Below are 14,585 nucleotides of genomic sequence, written 5' to 3'. Positions count from 1 at the left end.
AAAAAAAGAGGCTCACTTTTTTAAGAAAGCCTCTTTGGGATGTAATCCTATTAGTTTTGTCTTTTAACAGGTTTTTTAATTGAGTAAAATACTTTTTTGTACTGCAAACTCGTGGATCCAAAGTTAATTAGTAGTCCTATATCAAAATTGTAAGCAATGAGATAATTCTTGGCTTGTGCGAGATGAGCATCTTCTAAGTTCATCACTGCTTTCAATTCAATAATTACCTTATTTTCGACCACAAAATCGGCCCTTCGGGTTCCAACGCGAATACCTTCGTAAAATATAGTCTGGTCTTGTTCTCTTACGAATTCTATATCTAAACGTCCTAGTTCAATAGCCAAGCAACGTTGATAAATTACCTCTTGAAAACCATTTCCCAACGTATTGTGTACCTTCATCGAGGCACCAATAATTTTATAAGTAATTTGATCCAAATCCATTAAACAAATATTAAATCTCATAAATACACCTTAAAGCATTAGTAAGGCTACATTTATAAGACGTAACAATCATTTACAAGTAATTGAATTCAGATAAAAGACTATCAAATAATACGAAATTTCAATCCATAAAATCAAAAAATCCTAAAATCAAGATCCTAGTATGACCGCCGCTTCCTTCGCAAAATAAGTCAGGATACACTTCGCACCGGCGCGACGGATACTCATTAGCACCTCCATCATTGCGCGGTCACCGTCCAGCCAGCCATTTTGCGCAGCAGCTTTTAGCATGGCATATTCCCCTGATACGTTGTAAGCGGCAATTGGAATATCAAAATTCTGATCCAGTTTGGTGATAATATCCAGATAGGATAAGGCGGGCTTAACCATCAGCATATCCGCTCCTTCTGCAAAATCAAGCTGTGCTTCAAGCAAGGCTTCACGGCTATTGGCCGGGTTCATCTGGTAGGTTTTTTTGTCACCAAATTTTGGCGCAGATTCGAGAGCATCGCGGAACGGACCATAAAATGCACTCGCGTATTTAGCCGAATAAGACATAATGCTCACGTTCGTGAAACCTTCCCGATCGATGGTATCGCGTAAATATCCAATCCGGCCATCCATCATATCACTTGGACCCAGAATGTCCGCACCTGCTTTTGCTTGTGCAATACCCATTTTGGCCAGGATTTCAATCGTCGAGTCGTTGACGATTTCACCGTTTTCAACCAGCCCGTCGTGCCCGTCGGAACTGTATGGATCCATGGCAATGTCTGTCATGATCACCAGATCAGGAAATTTTTCCTTAATGGCTGTAATGGCTTTCAGATAAAAAGTGTCTTCTTTATAACTTTCAGACGCGTATTTGTCCTTTTTATCCTCATGATAATTCGGGAAAAGGTCAATCGCGCGAATTCCAAGATCCGTCACTTCCTTCAATTCTTCAAGTATCGTATCCAGAGAAAAGCGGTAAATTCCAGGCATTGATTTGATCTCAACTTTCTGGTTTGTGCCTTCCTGAATAAACATGGGGAAAATAAAATCCGAAACTGAAAGTGTAGTTTCCTGTACCAAATCCCGGATAGCCGAGGATTTTCTGTTACGTCTTGGGCGACGGTTTAAATAGATCATTTTATTATGGCGATCAGCTTTCGGCTGTCGGCTGTCAGCTTAATGAATGAATAAACTTGTTACACAGAGAACCACAGAGAAATAAATTGAGTTTCACGGAGATAGATTTTGTGATTATTATGTCTTCTATCCTACCATCAATTTAAAACCTTCCCCATGCAAATTCATAATCTGGATAGAGGCGTCCTCTTTAAAATGTTTACGAAGTTTGGTAATATAAACATCCATACTTCTGGCATTAAAATAAGAATCGTCTCCCCAGATGGTCTTTAAAGCAAAACTGCGGCTGATGGGTTGATTTAGATTTTCACAAAATAGTTTAAGTAGCTCCGACTCTTTGCTGGTAAGCCGGCTTCCCTTTTCGTCAATAATAAGTTGATGGTGGTTGTAGTCAAATGTGTAATTCCCAATTTGAAAAACAGTACTCTTTTCTTCTTCCGGCAAGTCGGATTGTTTTCTATACCTTCTTAAAATGGCATCAATTCTGAGTATAAGTTCTTCTCTGTCAAAAGGTTTGGTTACATAATCATCCGCACCCGACCGAAATCCCTGCATGGTGTCTTCCTTCATCGATTTAGCCGTCAGGAAAATAATCGGGACATCACGGCCTGTCATCCTGACTTCTTTTGCCAACGAAAACCCGTCCTTTTTCGGCATCATCACGTCAAAAATGCAAAGGTCATACTGGTTGTCCACAAAACATTGCCAGCCTTTTTGTCCATCCGTAGCAAGATCTGTCGGATAACCTTTGTCGATAAGATATTCCTGAAGTAATTCTCCTAAATTGGTGTCGTCTTCAACGAGTAAGAGGTTGGGCATTTTTTCCTGGCTATATGATTAGAAATGATTCTACTTTCACTTGCTACTTAAATACTGCTTTGCACATTGAAATGTTGCAGTATGGTTACAATTGGAATGCAGCATAAAACTAACGAACTTTCGGAGCAAAGAAACCTTCAAAAATCATAATATATGTTAAAAATTATTGTGTGGATCGTCGCCGTGTTTGCGGTACTTACCATTGTATATTTCGTTGGACCGAAAGTAACTCCTGCAATACCAGACCCTAAGCTTCCGATTGTATCGCAAAATCTGCCGGAACTTGAAGCGGAAATTAACAAATCTGAGGCAGCCGTGAAGGATATGAAAAGAGACAACCAGGCGCGTATTGTCTGGGCAGATAGTTCGAAAAAAGAAAAGACAAAATATAGTATCGTTTATATTCATGGTTTTGGCGCGAGCTGGGCAGAAGGCGAGCCGATTCACAGAGATCTGGCCAAACGTTATGGTGCCAACTTATACCTTGCCCGGATGCATGATGCCGGTATCAGCGACTCAAATGCTTTTGACGACCTTACGCCGGATAATTTTATTGCTGGTGCAAAACGTGCTTTGGCTATTGGAAAAGCAATTGGTGATAGTGTTATTGTTGTTGGAACTTCCGCGGGAGGCCTGTTAACGGTTTATCTGGCTTCAACAAATCCGGATCTGAAAGGGATTGTACTTTATTCGCCGTGTATGGCTGTTGCCTCGCCTGCTATAAAATTGATCACCGGGCCCTGGGGAAAACAAATTTTGCACGGCATTATGGGCGAGAGGAGAAAATCTTCGGATACCATTCCTGAAAGGGCCAATTTCTGGCTGCAAAGTTATCATACCAATGGCCTGCTCACATTGCAGGAAACCATCAATGCGGTGGCTAAACCAGAAGTTTATGAAAAGGTGAAGGTGCCGGTTTTCCTTGCTTATTATTATAAGAATGAAGAAGAGCAGGATAAAGTTGTTTCGGTAAAAGCCATGCTGGAAATGTTTTCAAAACTGGGAACGCCGGCTAATCTGAAAGTGGAAAAAGCATTTCCCAACAGTGGCGACCATGTGATTGGATCTTACCTCCGCTCAAAAGATGTCGAAGGTGTTTATAAAGCCACGGAACAGTTTTTAGAAGAAAAGCTTGGACTAAAACCAGTAGAAACCGCTCAGAAATAACCTTGTCATCAAATAACCAGTTATTTTCGAATATAAAAGAATGTGGTTTAAGCAATCAAAATTTTGTTACTTTGTCGGCCAAAAAGGGCGTTAACTCGTAATTAACAATAAAGGAAATCATGGCATACGGTTTATTAAAAGGAAAAAGAGGAATAATATCCGGCGCGTTGGACGAAAATTCAATTGCCTGGAAAGTTGCGCTGAAAGCAAAAGAAGAGGGAGCTATATTCACATTGACAAACGCACCGATCGCTATGCGTATGGGCGCAATCAATGAATTGGCCAGAGTTTGTGATGCGCAAATTATTCCTGCGGATGCCACTTCTGTTGAAGATATTGAAAAGCTATATACCCAGTCGATGGACGTATTGGGCGGAAAAGTTGATTTTGTATTGCACTCGATCGGCATGAGCGCAAACATTCGTAAAGGAAAACCATATGGTGACCTTAACTATGATTATTACCTGAAAAGTCTTGACGTATCGTCACTTTCTCTGCACAAATTCTTACAGGTTGCCGAAAAACTGGATGCCATTAACGAATGGGGTTCTGTGGTTGCTTTGTCATACATTGCTGCACAGCGTACCTATCCTTTCTATACCGATATGGCGGAAGCAAAAGCAATGTTAGAAAGTATTGCCCGCAGTTTCGGATACCGTTATGGAAAAGCTAAAAATGTACGTGTAAATACAATTTCTCAGTCGCCTACTAAAACAACAGCAGGTTCAGGAATCGGTGGATTTGATGCATTTTATGAATTTGCAGAAAAAATGAGTCCGCTTGGAAATGCTACGGCAGACGATTGTGCCAACTATACAATCTCTCTTTTCTCTGATCTTACACGTATGGTAACGATGCAAAATCTTTTCCATGACGGCGGATATTCATCAACCGGAATTTCAGAAGAACTGGTTCAAATGATTCAGAATCAAAACAAAGCTTAAAAAAGACAAGGTTTGTTTTTTATGGAAATGTAAAAATCCCTCCTGAACGATCAGTTCTGGAGGGATTTTTGTGTATTGATAAAATAATTAAACCGTCTGTCCCGTTTGGCGTTGTATGGTTATGACGAACTGAGTAGTTTCGTGCTGTAAATCCAATGCCATGAATTCCCCACTAATCAGCTGTATTATGCACCGTTCGATTAAAATAAAATATATTCTTCTTTCAGGAATTGCGCTTTTTCTTACTTCATGCGGAGGCGAAAAAGATAAAACGACAGCAAAAACCGCGGATACGCCAATTTACACTTTGGTATTTTTAGACAAAACACAAAGCGTAAATGTGAATAAAGCATATGTTAATGAAAAGTATCGTCAGACGCTGACTGATATCATGGAAAATAACATGAAAAATAAGGGCGATAAACTTGAAGTTTACTTTATTCATGAAAATACATCCAAAGCGCGGGCACTATCACTGACAATTCGTAGCGAAAAGGAGGTAAATGAAAGCGCAAACGCAACAGATCGTGAAGCGATTGAAACAGCTTTTCAACTTTCACTGCAAAGGGAAAAAAGTATTTATTTGAGACAATTATTATTAAAACTTAATCAGCAAAACACAGGATCTTCCAATCAGTCGACAGATATCTGGGCAAGTTTACCTGTAATTGCCAAGGCGGGAGAAAGCGGCGCGCAGGTAAGCGTATACTATTTCAGCGATATGATAGAAAGCGTAAAAGGCGCAGACCGCCGCGATTTCCACAAACAGCCCCCGGTTTCTGACGCGCAAGCCGAAGATGAGGCAAAATCAGATGTAAAAAAACTGGAACAATATGCGATCGGTTCGCCTCAGGTTACCATCGTTTCTCCTTTCGAGGCCACAGCTTCCTCCAAAGAAAATAATCCGCATGTAACGCATTACTGGCAAACGCTTTTCCAGGAGTTGGGCGGGGTTAGTGTGGATGAATTATAGCAATTTTTAATCTGTTGATTCTTCAGGAATTTTGATTTTGGCATAACCAAATAATTTTTTTGGTTATGCTAAAAATGCGTATATTTAAGCTACTTATATAATGCTTCTAGCGACACAATTCCTCTGCATTTTAAATTCAGGGCGATTATTGGCTGTTTATTTTGCCTGGGATTTGTTTGCGTTTGTTAAGTGGAAAAAGTGAAATTAGTAAAAACACAAACTGATGTGAGAGTACAATGGCACTGGTAAATTATTTATTATGGACGATTTATGTAGTGACTTTACCTTGTAAATCAGCAGAAAACCAGAAACAAAATCAACTTATTATTGGCGAGTGGACATTTGTTAGTGAAGAACTGCTACATCATGAAAAAATCCATTCAACAACAGCTCCACCCATCAAGGCCGGATTTAAATCTGGATATGTATTTAGTAAAGACGGCATTTGTGAAGATAAACTGGGCTATTTCAATCGATTGAATCGAAATTATACTCAATTTTTAGGTACTAAAACGAAGTTTCGTCTTGAAAATAACCACCTGGAGATTTTTGATTTGGCATATAAAATTTGGAGGTCTTACCAAATTTTAAAGCTTGATGATAAGACTTTAAAGCTTGTTTTAAACGATTCTGTAAATGCAATTTATGAAAGAAGCCATTATGAATTGGCTCCCAAAGTGCCGTTTGATAAAATAATAGTTTCTTCTTCGGGATGCCTTGGGAGTTGCCCGATAAATGATGTGATCATATCCAGAGATGAGAAAGTTATTTTTAACAATGAAGGATTCAGGCAAAGAGAGGGAGTTTTTTCTTCCAGCATAACTTTAAGCGAATTTGATGAGATAGAAAAAAGATTCAGAAAAACTGATTTGAACAAGTTAAAAGATAAATATGCAGCGAGTTGGACAGATGACAATGAAATAACAATTTCACTAATTCAAAATGGAAGAATCTACAAAACGATTAGTGATTACGGCAGTCAGTCCCCGTCGGAATTGTATTGGGCATACTTACCGGTAATTTTTCTGGATCAAAAGCTGATACTTAAAAGTTTATCCGATAATACCAATTTTTATATTCGAAAAATTTTTTCATTTGAAAAAGACGAAAAGCTCATCAGACTCGCTCAATCAGAGGGTTTTTATCTGGCGGATCTGTTACAAAAGCAATTCCTGTCAATAAGATTTTCTTCGAAAAATACACTTTGCAGGCATTTGGCGAGCAAGGATCGATTAAAACGACGACAGATGGTCGTTATTATAAGATGAAATTGAAGGACGGCAAGTATTTAACTGTCGATCTTGGATATAATTTCTTGCAACGGAATGGCCTATTGGTCAGATTTTCCGCTAAGGAGGATTATGAGAAATAAATATTATCTCATTCATTAGTGACAACTTGATACAATACGCTTAGAAACGACTTACTATCTATCTTTAAATCGAATAATATGCGGAATCTTATTCTTTTATCAATACTTTTTATTCTTCTGGATATCACAGGATCCTGGATACCCATATACTTGAATAGAGATCATGGGTCAGTCGTTTTAACCTTAAATTCAATTTTTGAAACGATTGAAATTCGTTTATTCTTCGCTTTCTGGTACTGGATAGTTGCTTACTTCTCCTGGATAATTATTAACATTTGTATCTCCTTCACTTTTCCAAAATCAATAACAAGGTCAATTATTGTAAGTGCACTTGTACCTGTTCTGGTTGTATTAACTATTCCTGAATCTATTCCAGTTGTTATATGGTATTGTATACTAAGTGCATCCTTTGGCTTTATGTTTCATAAATATGTTGACATAAAAGGTTAGTGAGTATACCCGTACTTGTCAATATTTTGAAACAGAACATAGATCTCATATTCTGCAATGCTAAAAACCCAGAACCGTCCTCAAATTCTCAGCCTCATCAAAAATCGACAAAATCGGAATTTGGAAGCCTTCAATTACAAAACTTGCAAAATTTCCCTGTGAGGATTTTAGAATAAGATCGTAGCTATTTTCTTTGAGATGATATTGTTCCAATGTCTGATTTTCAGGGTCAATAATCCAATACTCCTCGATTTTGTGGGATTGATAATCTTTAAATTTTACACCCCGGTCTCGTACTTCCGTTGAGTCTGACAGGATTTCTATAACGAGATCAGGAGCTGGAAAAAGTGTTTGGTTTTCGGTAAAACCTGACGACTTTTCTCTTTTGAAAAAACAGATATCCGGTTCGTAATCATTTCTGGTGAGTGTTATCATTATTTTTTCAATACCGACAAAACCAAGATTATTCTTGCCTGAATAAATACTTAATAGTCTATAAAGAAGACCGCTTGCTACATTTTGTCTTTTAGTGACAGGAGAATGAACAACAATTTCTCCATTGATGAATTCTATTTTCTCACCTTCTTTAATTTCTTTGTAAAATAATTGTCGTCTCTCTTCTTCTTCATGAAGTATAGCCTCAACTTTTTGAAGCAAAAGGTGTGCATCAGGTTGATTCATTATCCTGGTAAGAATGGCGTTATTCATAATGAATTAGATATCTATTAAACACCACTGTTATGAAGATTTAACAACTTATCACCCAGCCCAATTCTCCCGATCCAGACTCCGGTACTGAATGGCCTCAGCCAGATGTTCTACCCGGATATCATCACTTCCAGCCAAATCTGCAATTGTGCGCGATACTTTAAGGATCCTGTCATAAGCCCGTGCGGACAATCCGAGCCTGTCCATGGCGGTGCGTAAAAGTGCAGTTCCGGCGGTTTCAATCGTACAGATTTTCTTTACCATTTCCGGAGGCATCATCGCGTTTGAATAAATCTCTTTGTTATCCTTAAAGCGTTCTGTTTGTCTTTCCCGCGCTTTGATAACCCGCTCCCGGATTTGTGCGCTGCTTTCAGATTTACGTGTCGAAGCGATCTGGTCGAAAGTCACAGGCGTTACTTCTACGTGCAGATCAATCCGGTCTAATAGTGGTCCACTGATTTTGTTTAAATATTTTTGAACTACACCTGGCCCACAAACGCATTCTTTATCAGGATGATTATAATAACCGCACGGACAAGGATTCATACTGGCGATCAGCATAAAGTTTGCCGGGAATTCTACCGTCATTTTTGCCCTTGAAATGCTTACTTTTCTTTCTTCCAAAGGCTGCCGCATTACTTCCAGTACCGTTCTTTTAAATTCAGGCAGTTCATCTAAAAAAAGAATTCCATTATGCGCCAGTGAAATTTCTCCCGGCTGAGGAAAACTGCCACCTCCTACCAAAGCTGCATCGCTGATACTGTGATGCGGTGCACGATATGGCCGGCGGGAAACCAGCCCCATGTGCGTTCCTAACTTGCCAGCCACGGAATGAATTTTTGTTGTTTCGAGTGCTTCGGGTAAGCTAAGCGGAGGAAGTATGCTTGGAATACGCTTGGCCAGCATGGTTTTTCCTGCACCCGGAGGCCCGATCATAATAGCATTATGCCCGCCAGCCGCTGCAATTTCCAAAGCGCGTTTTATATTTTCCTGACCCTGAACATGTTCAAAGTCTGCATCATATTCATTTTGTGTAGTGAAGAAAAGATCCCGGGTATCAACAAAAAGCGGCTCAATCGAACTTTTGCCTTCGAAAAATGCGATCGCATCTTCTAGTGTTTCAACCGGAATCACGTCAATATTATTAACAATTGCTGCTTCCCGTGCATTTTCAGCCGGTAAAACAAATCCTTTGAAACCTTGTTTTCTAACCTCTATCGCTATCGGTAATACCCCTTTTATAGGCCGCAACTTTCCATCAAGAGATAATTCGCCCATGATGACATAATCTTCCAGGTTGTGAACCGAAGAAATCTGTTCGGAAGATTGTAAAATACAAAGTGCGATGGGAAGATCGTAGGCAGAGCCTTCCTTTCGAATGTCGGCAGGTGCCATGTTGACAATTACTTTTTGCCTTGGCATTTTATAATTGCAGTATTTTAAAGAAGCTTCAACCCGATGCTCACTTTCTTTGACCGCACTGTCTGCAAGCCCGACAATATGAAAATGCATTCCTTGTCCAACCTGCACTTCAATGGTAATCATTTTGGCATTGACGCCATAAACCGCACTTCCGAAAGTTTTTGCAAGCATAATACTGGTTTTGATTTGATAGTGTGTGGAATTCAGCAGACAAATCCTTTCCAAAATTAACAGGATTTGTGATAACCTTGTATATGCTGATCAAGATAAGCGGGACGTAAAATGTTGATATTCGTAATTTGATTAAAACGCTACAAAAACGTCACACAAATCGTCTTTGTGGCTGAATAAACATTAAATTTAAAAATTGAAATTATATCCTTACGCAGGTTTTTTATTTAATCACTCCTATTCCCATGACCAAGTATTTAATCGCAGTGTTTCTTTTTCTCTTCGCCGGAGAAAATGTCTTTTCTCAAAAAAAATCCGGTTCCCTTTCCGGCAAGATCATTTGTGTTGATGCAGGGCATGGCGGGACGGCACTCACAGACAGCTACCGCGTTGGCCCGGGTGGTGAACGCGAAGAATGGATCAACTTACGTGTAGCCAAACTTTTGCAGAAAATGCTGGAAGAGAAAGGTGCAAAGGTATTGATGACAAGGACGACCGACGATACCATCGCATTATGGCGACGTGCCAGAATCGCGGTTGATAACAAGGCAGATCTTTTTGTTTCCATTCATCATAATGCTACTGCCGATTCCAAAGTTGATTTCCCGATCATTTATTTTCACGGAAATTCGAGTGAAAATCTTGCCGGAGTTGCTTTGGGAAAAGAACTGGCCACGACCATTACGAAAAGTTTATTCAACGGGAATAGTCCGGTTTCAGTAGCTTCTGATTTCAGTATTTTTCCAAAAGCAGGAGCCCAGGTTTTAAGGGGAACATATGGAATTCCGGGCGTTTTAGCAGAAGCTGCATTTTTCTCAAATCCCGAAGAGGAGCAGAAATTGAAGCAGGAGGAGTATAACCGTAAAGAAGCGGCTGCCTATACAGAAGCGTTGGAAGTCTTTTTTAGTAAACCGATTCCAAAAATAATTGCCAAAAATTCATTGGTTACTGTTCCGCCTTTTTTGGTTTTCGAGGAAGCCGCGCGTATGAATGACATTGCCCGTCGCTGGCACCAGGATTTTTTGGATGGGCAGGCATTAATGAAAAATACGGACACGACATCCATTCGACAGGCATATGATCTGTTTACCCGCTCGGCACGTTCTTTTCCGGATTCTTACGTAGCGGCGGATTGTCACGCAAACAGAGTGCTATTGTTAAGATTGTTGGGTAAGGAAAAAGAAGCCGGAGAAGAGGAAAAACGGGTAACAGAATTTTATGTCAAATTCTCGGTTAAGAAATAGTTTTATTTAAATACCTTCTTCAAATCAAGCTTAATGTCAGTAACCGGATCTGTAAAAATTGTATCTGTGAAATACTGAACGGAGTTGTCAGGCAGAAATAATTGAACGGCTTTAACAGAAGGCATCAGAATCCAGGCGGATTTCACACCACTTGGGAAATATATTTTCCTGATTTTTCCCGTTAAGGCATCGTAAGCTTGCGTTGGAGAAAGGATTTCAATGGCTGTGATTGGAGATTCGGTATAACGGATTATATCCTCTTCCCAATTGAAAACCAGATTTTGAAAAATTGAAATATCAGGTTTTGCACGTCCGCCGGATAATTCAAGTTCAAGTTCCGGCATAACGTCAAATTTGGCGTCATATTTTGAAAGCAATAGACATATACAAAATCTGACACGTGAAATGTTTAGGGAAAAGCTTTTCTCTAAACTCGTTCCACTTTCATCAGTATATAAATCCATTAATTTCAACACTAATGTCTCATAATCAATTTATTCCACCACCGCCGATACGCAAATATAAGTCGGGATTATTCCGGTGCTTCTGATGCGCACTTCTGCATCAATCGCCTGGGTATTACCTGTGAGTACCAGCGCAGTATCCAGTCCAAATTTATTTCCCCCCAAAATATCGGTATGTAAAGTATCTCCTACCATGAGAATATCTCTTTTGCTCACATTAGGATAGTTTTTGATATGCTGATAGGCGAAAATGAACATTTGCGGATCTGGTTTTCCAAAGCGGATAAATTGTCTGCCAATGGTATCCTCAATCATTTTTGCCAAAGCACCAACCGCAATTGAAAGTCGTGTTTTAGAGGCCGGATATGTTTTATCCGTATTGGCTACAATGACAGGAATATTGCGTTTGCGTAATAAATTAAGCGTTTTTGTTAGATCAGTATTCCAGTCGAATCCTTCATCATCCAAAAATACCAGGGCATTTACATCTGAAATATCATTCAAATCTACCTCCTTGATGGATAACGTTTTAATATCTGCGGTACCGATATAATGAGCAGAATTCTCTGTTCCCAGATAAGCTACATATCCATTTCTAACTTTCAGGTCCAGGTATTCACGGGCTAGCATGCCGGATGAAATAATACGGTCTGGCGTGACATCATCTATTCCCAGTTTGACATACGACTGGGCCAGTTGCTCCGGACTTCTGGACGCGTCGTTTGTAACAACGTAAAAGTCTTTTCCGGTTTCTTTCAGGTAAGCAAATGTATTTTCGATTCCCGGAATCAGCCCGTTGTAAGTTTTAAGAACACCAAATGCATCGAAAAATATGACTTCGTACTTTGAAAGCACGGATTTGAAGTTGTCTAAAATCATGAATTTGGTGTCAAGGTTTACTGTTTATCTAGTATCTGTTTTTTCCTGCTCAATTTTGGTTCTGACTTAATACCCAGATGATTTAGGATTTTTTCAGGATCAAAAGTATCAATTGAAGGAAAATAAAGCTCGTAGGCTTCTCGCTGCAATTTGGTGGAGTAAGTTCTATGAAAAAAGTATTTTCCATATTTTATTACATAATTCAGTATAAAAAACCGGTAAGCTTCCTTCATAAACCGCACCTCGTTTTCTGAAAGCGGATACACTTTATGGTACTCTTCCAGGAAAATCATAAAACGGTCTTCCATCAGCGGCGTGATCAGATAACTAAACACAGTACGGTCGCCAACATTGGAAACAACCCTGCTGAAAAAGTAGAAATCCAGAATCCGGGAAGATACCCGGAACCAGTCATAATCCCAGCGTGAAAACAAATGCTGATCGTCGGTAACTGAGAAATTTCCAATATTCCAGTCAACAAAAACCGGCATCATATCAAAGTTAATAACACCGAGTTTATTGATATTTTTCAAAAAGGTTTCGCACTGATCTTTAAGAAAATCAACATGCATCCGGTGTTCATACTGGCCAGCTTCGGTATCCAGGATATCCAGCAAATGATATATATCAGTTCTTAATTTTTTCGAAGATTTTGGAAGTGATTTCCCCACACGAAGGCATGCAAGGTGAAATTTAGCCATCTCCCGGCCAAGTTTCCGGATATGGTCCTCATCCAGCCTCTTTGGCATACGGTGCATCGCGCGGATCGGATTGTAAAAAACGACCCAGGTATCCAGAAAATCTTCCTGATAACGATAGGTATAAACCTGGTTATTTTTCAGAAGTGATTTTGCCAGAACATTTTCAAAAGGATAAAGCAAATTATTGGAAGCCGCCTGAATGATCCGGTGGTCTTCCTTGAAATGTTCATATTTTCCAAAATAGGAAAGTTTGGCAATAACGGTATCATCGTTGTCCAGCGTCACCCGGAAAACGTGATTGGTAGAAACTTTCGCACTTATATCTTCAACCAACTTAATGGAAATAGAATCATCAAATCCCGCCCACGCTTTTTCAATAATGGCCGGATAGTTTTTTATACGCATGAACTTACTTAATATTTTTAGTTAGATTCTTGATAGAATCGGGTACTTTTTAGTGATAAAGTGTTACAAAGTTAACAACTTCACTGATACGATGTATGTTTGTCACTATGAGTAGCAAACATCGGAAATCGTTAAAATATTGATATTCAGCAGAAATAAGAATTGAAATTCTGTGTTACTTCTTTAACATAGAATTTAACATTATTTTTGCAGCGAAACTTACCATTTAATATTTTGTATTTTTTCTACTTTTCCCGCTTTTTGATCCGTCTGGCACTGCCAATTTTCCTTCGCCGGTTGTTTGTTATCAATTTTGATCAAGTGCCAAATAAGGGACCTTTGTTATTGGCCTCGAATCATCCGGATTCATTTTTTGATGCATTGGTGATCGGTGCAACACTGCGTCAGCCCATTTTTACCCTGGCCCGTGGAGATGCTTTTAAAAAACCCGCAGTAGCTTTCTGGCTTAGACAGATCAATCTGATTCCGGTTTTCAGAGGCTCGGAAGGACGACAGGCTGTTTTAAGTCTGGATGTTACGACGAAGGAAAGTCTGGATGCGATGAAGAACGGAAATACCGTCATTATCTTTTCTGAGGGCGTTTGTGTGAATGAGTGGAAACTGCGTCCGTTGGGAAAAGGAACGGCGAGAATGGCACATCAGGCGTGGTTTGGTGAAAGTAATCTGAAGGAAATGCAGGTGATTCCGATCGGGATGAACTATGAACATTATCGTGGTACCGGGAAACGAACTGCAATCCGTTTTGGTGATGCAATTCATCATACGGATATCAAAACCGATCCGGAAGACTATGAAAAATGGCTTCGGGAATTTAACGAAATTTTGCAGTTCAAGATGAATCAGGAAATTCTGACGATTCCTGAAACAGCTACAAAAGAAGAGCGGGAACGGGCTTTTGATCATTTTTTTGGCCCCAATTCAATTCCTTCAAAAGGCAACTTTTTGTTACAAGGATTAGGCTGGTTTGGCCGCCTTATTCATCGGCCGATTTATCGTGCTTTTGATAAAAAAGTATCAAAAATAACGGCAAGATCCGTTTTTTATGATTCAGCTTTGTTTGGTTTGCTTCTTTATCTTTATCCCGTTATCGTGCTTTTAATTGCCGGAATTGTTGGCATATTTGCTGGATTTAAAGTTGCACTTGCGGTATTTGCTGCTTTGCCTATATTAGCTTGGCTAGGAAATCGTTATCGATAAAAACTTAATAACGCTGATAAATAGAAATGCTCTGATGTTTTCAATTTAAGAAAGCATCAGAGCATTTTTATTTT

The 14,585-nt window shown here is 39.4% G+C and carries 14 protein-coding genes; 6 read left to right on the top strand and 8 right to left on the bottom strand.

Annotation, left to right across the window (positions count from 1 at the left end; translation table 11 throughout):
• Positions 1-50: 50 nt before the first annotated feature.
• From LXL81_RS27205 to LXL81_RS27195, 3 genes are all read right to left on the bottom strand, one after another.
• Positions 51-443: a GxxExxY protein gene (locus tag LXL81_RS27205; protein WP_234650890.1), complete on the bottom strand. Its 393-nt coding sequence runs from the start codon at positions 441-443 to the stop codon at positions 51-53.
• A 150-nt stretch (positions 444-593) separates the two neighbouring features.
• A complete protein-coding gene (gene hemB / locus LXL81_RS27200) occupies positions 594-1,574 on the bottom strand; it encodes a porphobilinogen synthase (RefSeq protein WP_234650888.1) in 981 nt (326 codons plus the stop codon).
• A gap of 126 nt (positions 1,575-1,700) precedes the next feature.
• Positions 1,701-2,393, bottom strand: coding sequence for a response regulator transcription factor (locus LXL81_RS27195; RefSeq protein WP_234650887.1), 693 nt, complete (start codon positions 2,391-2,393; stop codon positions 1,701-1,703).
• A 153-nt stretch (positions 2,394-2,546) separates the two neighbouring features.
• On the opposite strand from LXL81_RS27195, the gene LXL81_RS27190 reads away from it, so the two are divergent.
• The 4 genes from LXL81_RS27190 to LXL81_RS27175 all read left to right on the top strand — a co-directional run bounded on the left by LXL81_RS27190 (position 2,547) and on the right by LXL81_RS27175 (position 6,745).
• On the top strand, positions 2,547-3,560 hold the full coding sequence (locus tag LXL81_RS27190; RefSeq protein WP_234650885.1) for a carboxylesterase: 1,014 nt from the start codon (positions 2,547-2,549) through the stop codon (positions 3,558-3,560).
• A gap of 119 nt (positions 3,561-3,679) precedes the next feature.
• Complete coding sequence (locus LXL81_RS27185) at positions 3,680-4,504, top strand: enoyl-ACP reductase (protein WP_234650883.1); 825 nt, start codon at positions 3,680-3,682, stop codon at positions 4,502-4,504.
• A 187-nt stretch (positions 4,505-4,691) separates the two neighbouring features.
• Positions 4,692-5,477, top strand: coding sequence for a hypothetical protein (locus tag LXL81_RS27180; RefSeq protein ID WP_409013980.1), 786 nt, complete (start codon positions 4,692-4,694; stop codon positions 5,475-5,477).
• Between the two features lie 236 nt (positions 5,478-5,713).
• Entirely contained in the window at positions 5,714-6,745 is a 1,032-nt protein-coding gene (locus LXL81_RS27175) for a DUF6438 domain-containing protein (protein ID WP_234650879.1), read from the top strand.
• Positions 6,746-7,359: 614 nt separating this feature from the next.
• On the opposite strand, the gene LXL81_RS27170 is transcribed toward LXL81_RS27175, so the two are convergent.
• Both LXL81_RS27170 and LXL81_RS27165 read right to left on the bottom strand, forming a co-directional pair.
• Entirely contained in the window at positions 7,360-8,007 is a 648-nt protein-coding gene (locus LXL81_RS27170; RefSeq protein ID WP_234650877.1) for a Uma2 family endonuclease, read from the bottom strand.
• 51 nt (positions 8,008-8,058) lie between these two features.
• Positions 8,059-9,600: a YifB family Mg chelatase-like AAA ATPase gene (locus LXL81_RS27165; protein ID WP_234650875.1), complete on the bottom strand. Its 1,542-nt coding sequence runs from the start codon at positions 9,598-9,600 to the stop codon at positions 8,059-8,061.
• Positions 9,601-9,845: 245 nt separating this feature from the next.
• Between LXL81_RS27165 and LXL81_RS27160 the strand changes: the two genes are divergently transcribed.
• Positions 9,846-10,844 (top strand): N-acetylmuramoyl-L-alanine amidase, encoded by a 999-nt coding sequence (locus LXL81_RS27160; protein WP_234650873.1) that lies wholly within the window; start codon positions 9,846-9,848, stop codon positions 10,842-10,844.
• 2 nt (positions 10,845-10,846) lie between these two features.
• Here the strand turns inward: LXL81_RS27160 and LXL81_RS27155 are convergent, their stop codons facing one another.
• The 3 genes from LXL81_RS27155 to LXL81_RS27145 form a co-directional block, all read right to left on the bottom strand.
• Positions 10,847-11,188, bottom strand: a complete 342-nt coding sequence (locus LXL81_RS27155; RefSeq protein ID WP_234650870.1) for a Uma2 family endonuclease — start codon at positions 11,186-11,188, stop codon at positions 10,847-10,849.
• Between the two features lie 150 nt (positions 11,189-11,338).
• Positions 11,339-12,187 carry a TIGR01459 family HAD-type hydrolase gene (locus tag LXL81_RS27150; RefSeq protein ID WP_234650869.1) on the bottom strand — a complete coding sequence of 283 codons (849 nt, stop codon included), beginning with the start codon at positions 12,185-12,187 and terminating at the stop codon, positions 11,339-11,341.
• A 17-nt stretch (positions 12,188-12,204) separates the two neighbouring features.
• The gene (locus tag LXL81_RS27145) at positions 12,205-13,293 is read right to left on the bottom strand and encodes a hypothetical protein (protein WP_234650866.1); all 1,089 of its coding nucleotides are present in this window, start codon (positions 13,291-13,293) and stop codon (positions 12,205-12,207) included.
• Between the two features lie 207 nt (positions 13,294-13,500).
• Here LXL81_RS27145 and LXL81_RS27140 point away from each other — a divergent pair, with 207 nt between their 5' ends.
• Complete coding sequence (locus tag LXL81_RS27140; protein WP_234650864.1) at positions 13,501-14,511, top strand: 1-acyl-sn-glycerol-3-phosphate acyltransferase; 1,011 nt, start codon at positions 13,501-13,503, stop codon at positions 14,509-14,511.
• Positions 14,512-14,585: the final 74 nt, after the last annotated feature.

Origin of the sequence: Dyadobacter sp. CY356, assembly GCF_021440195.1 — a bacterium.
Lineage (GTDB): Bacteria > Bacteroidota > Bacteroidia > Cytophagales > Spirosomataceae > Dyadobacter.
This window is presented reverse-complemented; position numbering and strand designations above follow the sequence as displayed.

Excerpts from the sequence above, each read along its gene's own strand:
- LXL81_RS27205 (WP_234650890.1), bottom strand. The coding sequence starts at position 443 with ATGGATTTGGATCAAATTACTTATAAAATTATTGGTGCCTCGATGAAG.
- hemB (WP_234650888.1), bottom strand. The coding sequence starts at position 1,574 with ATGATCTATTTAAACCGTCGCCCAAGACGTAACAGAAAATCCTCGGCT.
- LXL81_RS27195 (WP_234650887.1), bottom strand. The coding sequence starts at position 2,393 with ATGCCCAACCTCTTACTCGTTGAAGACGACACCAATTTAGGAGAATTA.
- LXL81_RS27190 (WP_234650885.1), top strand. The coding sequence starts at position 2,547 with ATGTTAAAAATTATTGTGTGGATCGTCGCCGTGTTTGCGGTACTTACC.
- LXL81_RS27185 (WP_234650883.1), top strand. The coding sequence starts at position 3,680 with ATGGCATACGGTTTATTAAAAGGAAAAAGAGGAATAATATCCGGCGCG.
- LXL81_RS27180 (WP_409013980.1), top strand. The coding sequence starts at position 4,692 with ATGCACCGTTCGATTAAAATAAAATATATTCTTCTTTCAGGAATTGCG.
- LXL81_RS27175 (WP_234650879.1), top strand. The coding sequence starts at position 5,714 with ATGGCACTGGTAAATTATTTATTATGGACGATTTATGTAGTGACTTTA.
- LXL81_RS27170 (WP_234650877.1), bottom strand. The coding sequence starts at position 8,007 with ATGAATAACGCCATTCTTACCAGGATAATGAATCAACCTGATGCACAC.
- LXL81_RS27165 (WP_234650875.1), bottom strand. The coding sequence starts at position 9,600 with ATGCTTGCAAAAACTTTCGGAAGTGCGGTTTATGGCGTCAATGCCAAA.
- LXL81_RS27160 (WP_234650873.1), top strand. The coding sequence starts at position 9,846 with ATGACCAAGTATTTAATCGCAGTGTTTCTTTTTCTCTTCGCCGGAGAA.
- LXL81_RS27155 (WP_234650870.1), bottom strand. The coding sequence starts at position 11,188 with ATGCCGGAACTTGAACTTGAATTATCCGGCGGACGTGCAAAACCTGAT.
- LXL81_RS27150 (WP_234650869.1), bottom strand. The coding sequence starts at position 12,187 with ATGATTTTAGACAACTTCAAATCCGTGCTTTCAAAGTACGAAGTCATA.
- LXL81_RS27145 (WP_234650866.1), bottom strand. The coding sequence starts at position 13,293 with ATGCGTATAAAAAACTATCCGGCCATTATTGAAAAAGCGTGGGCGGGA.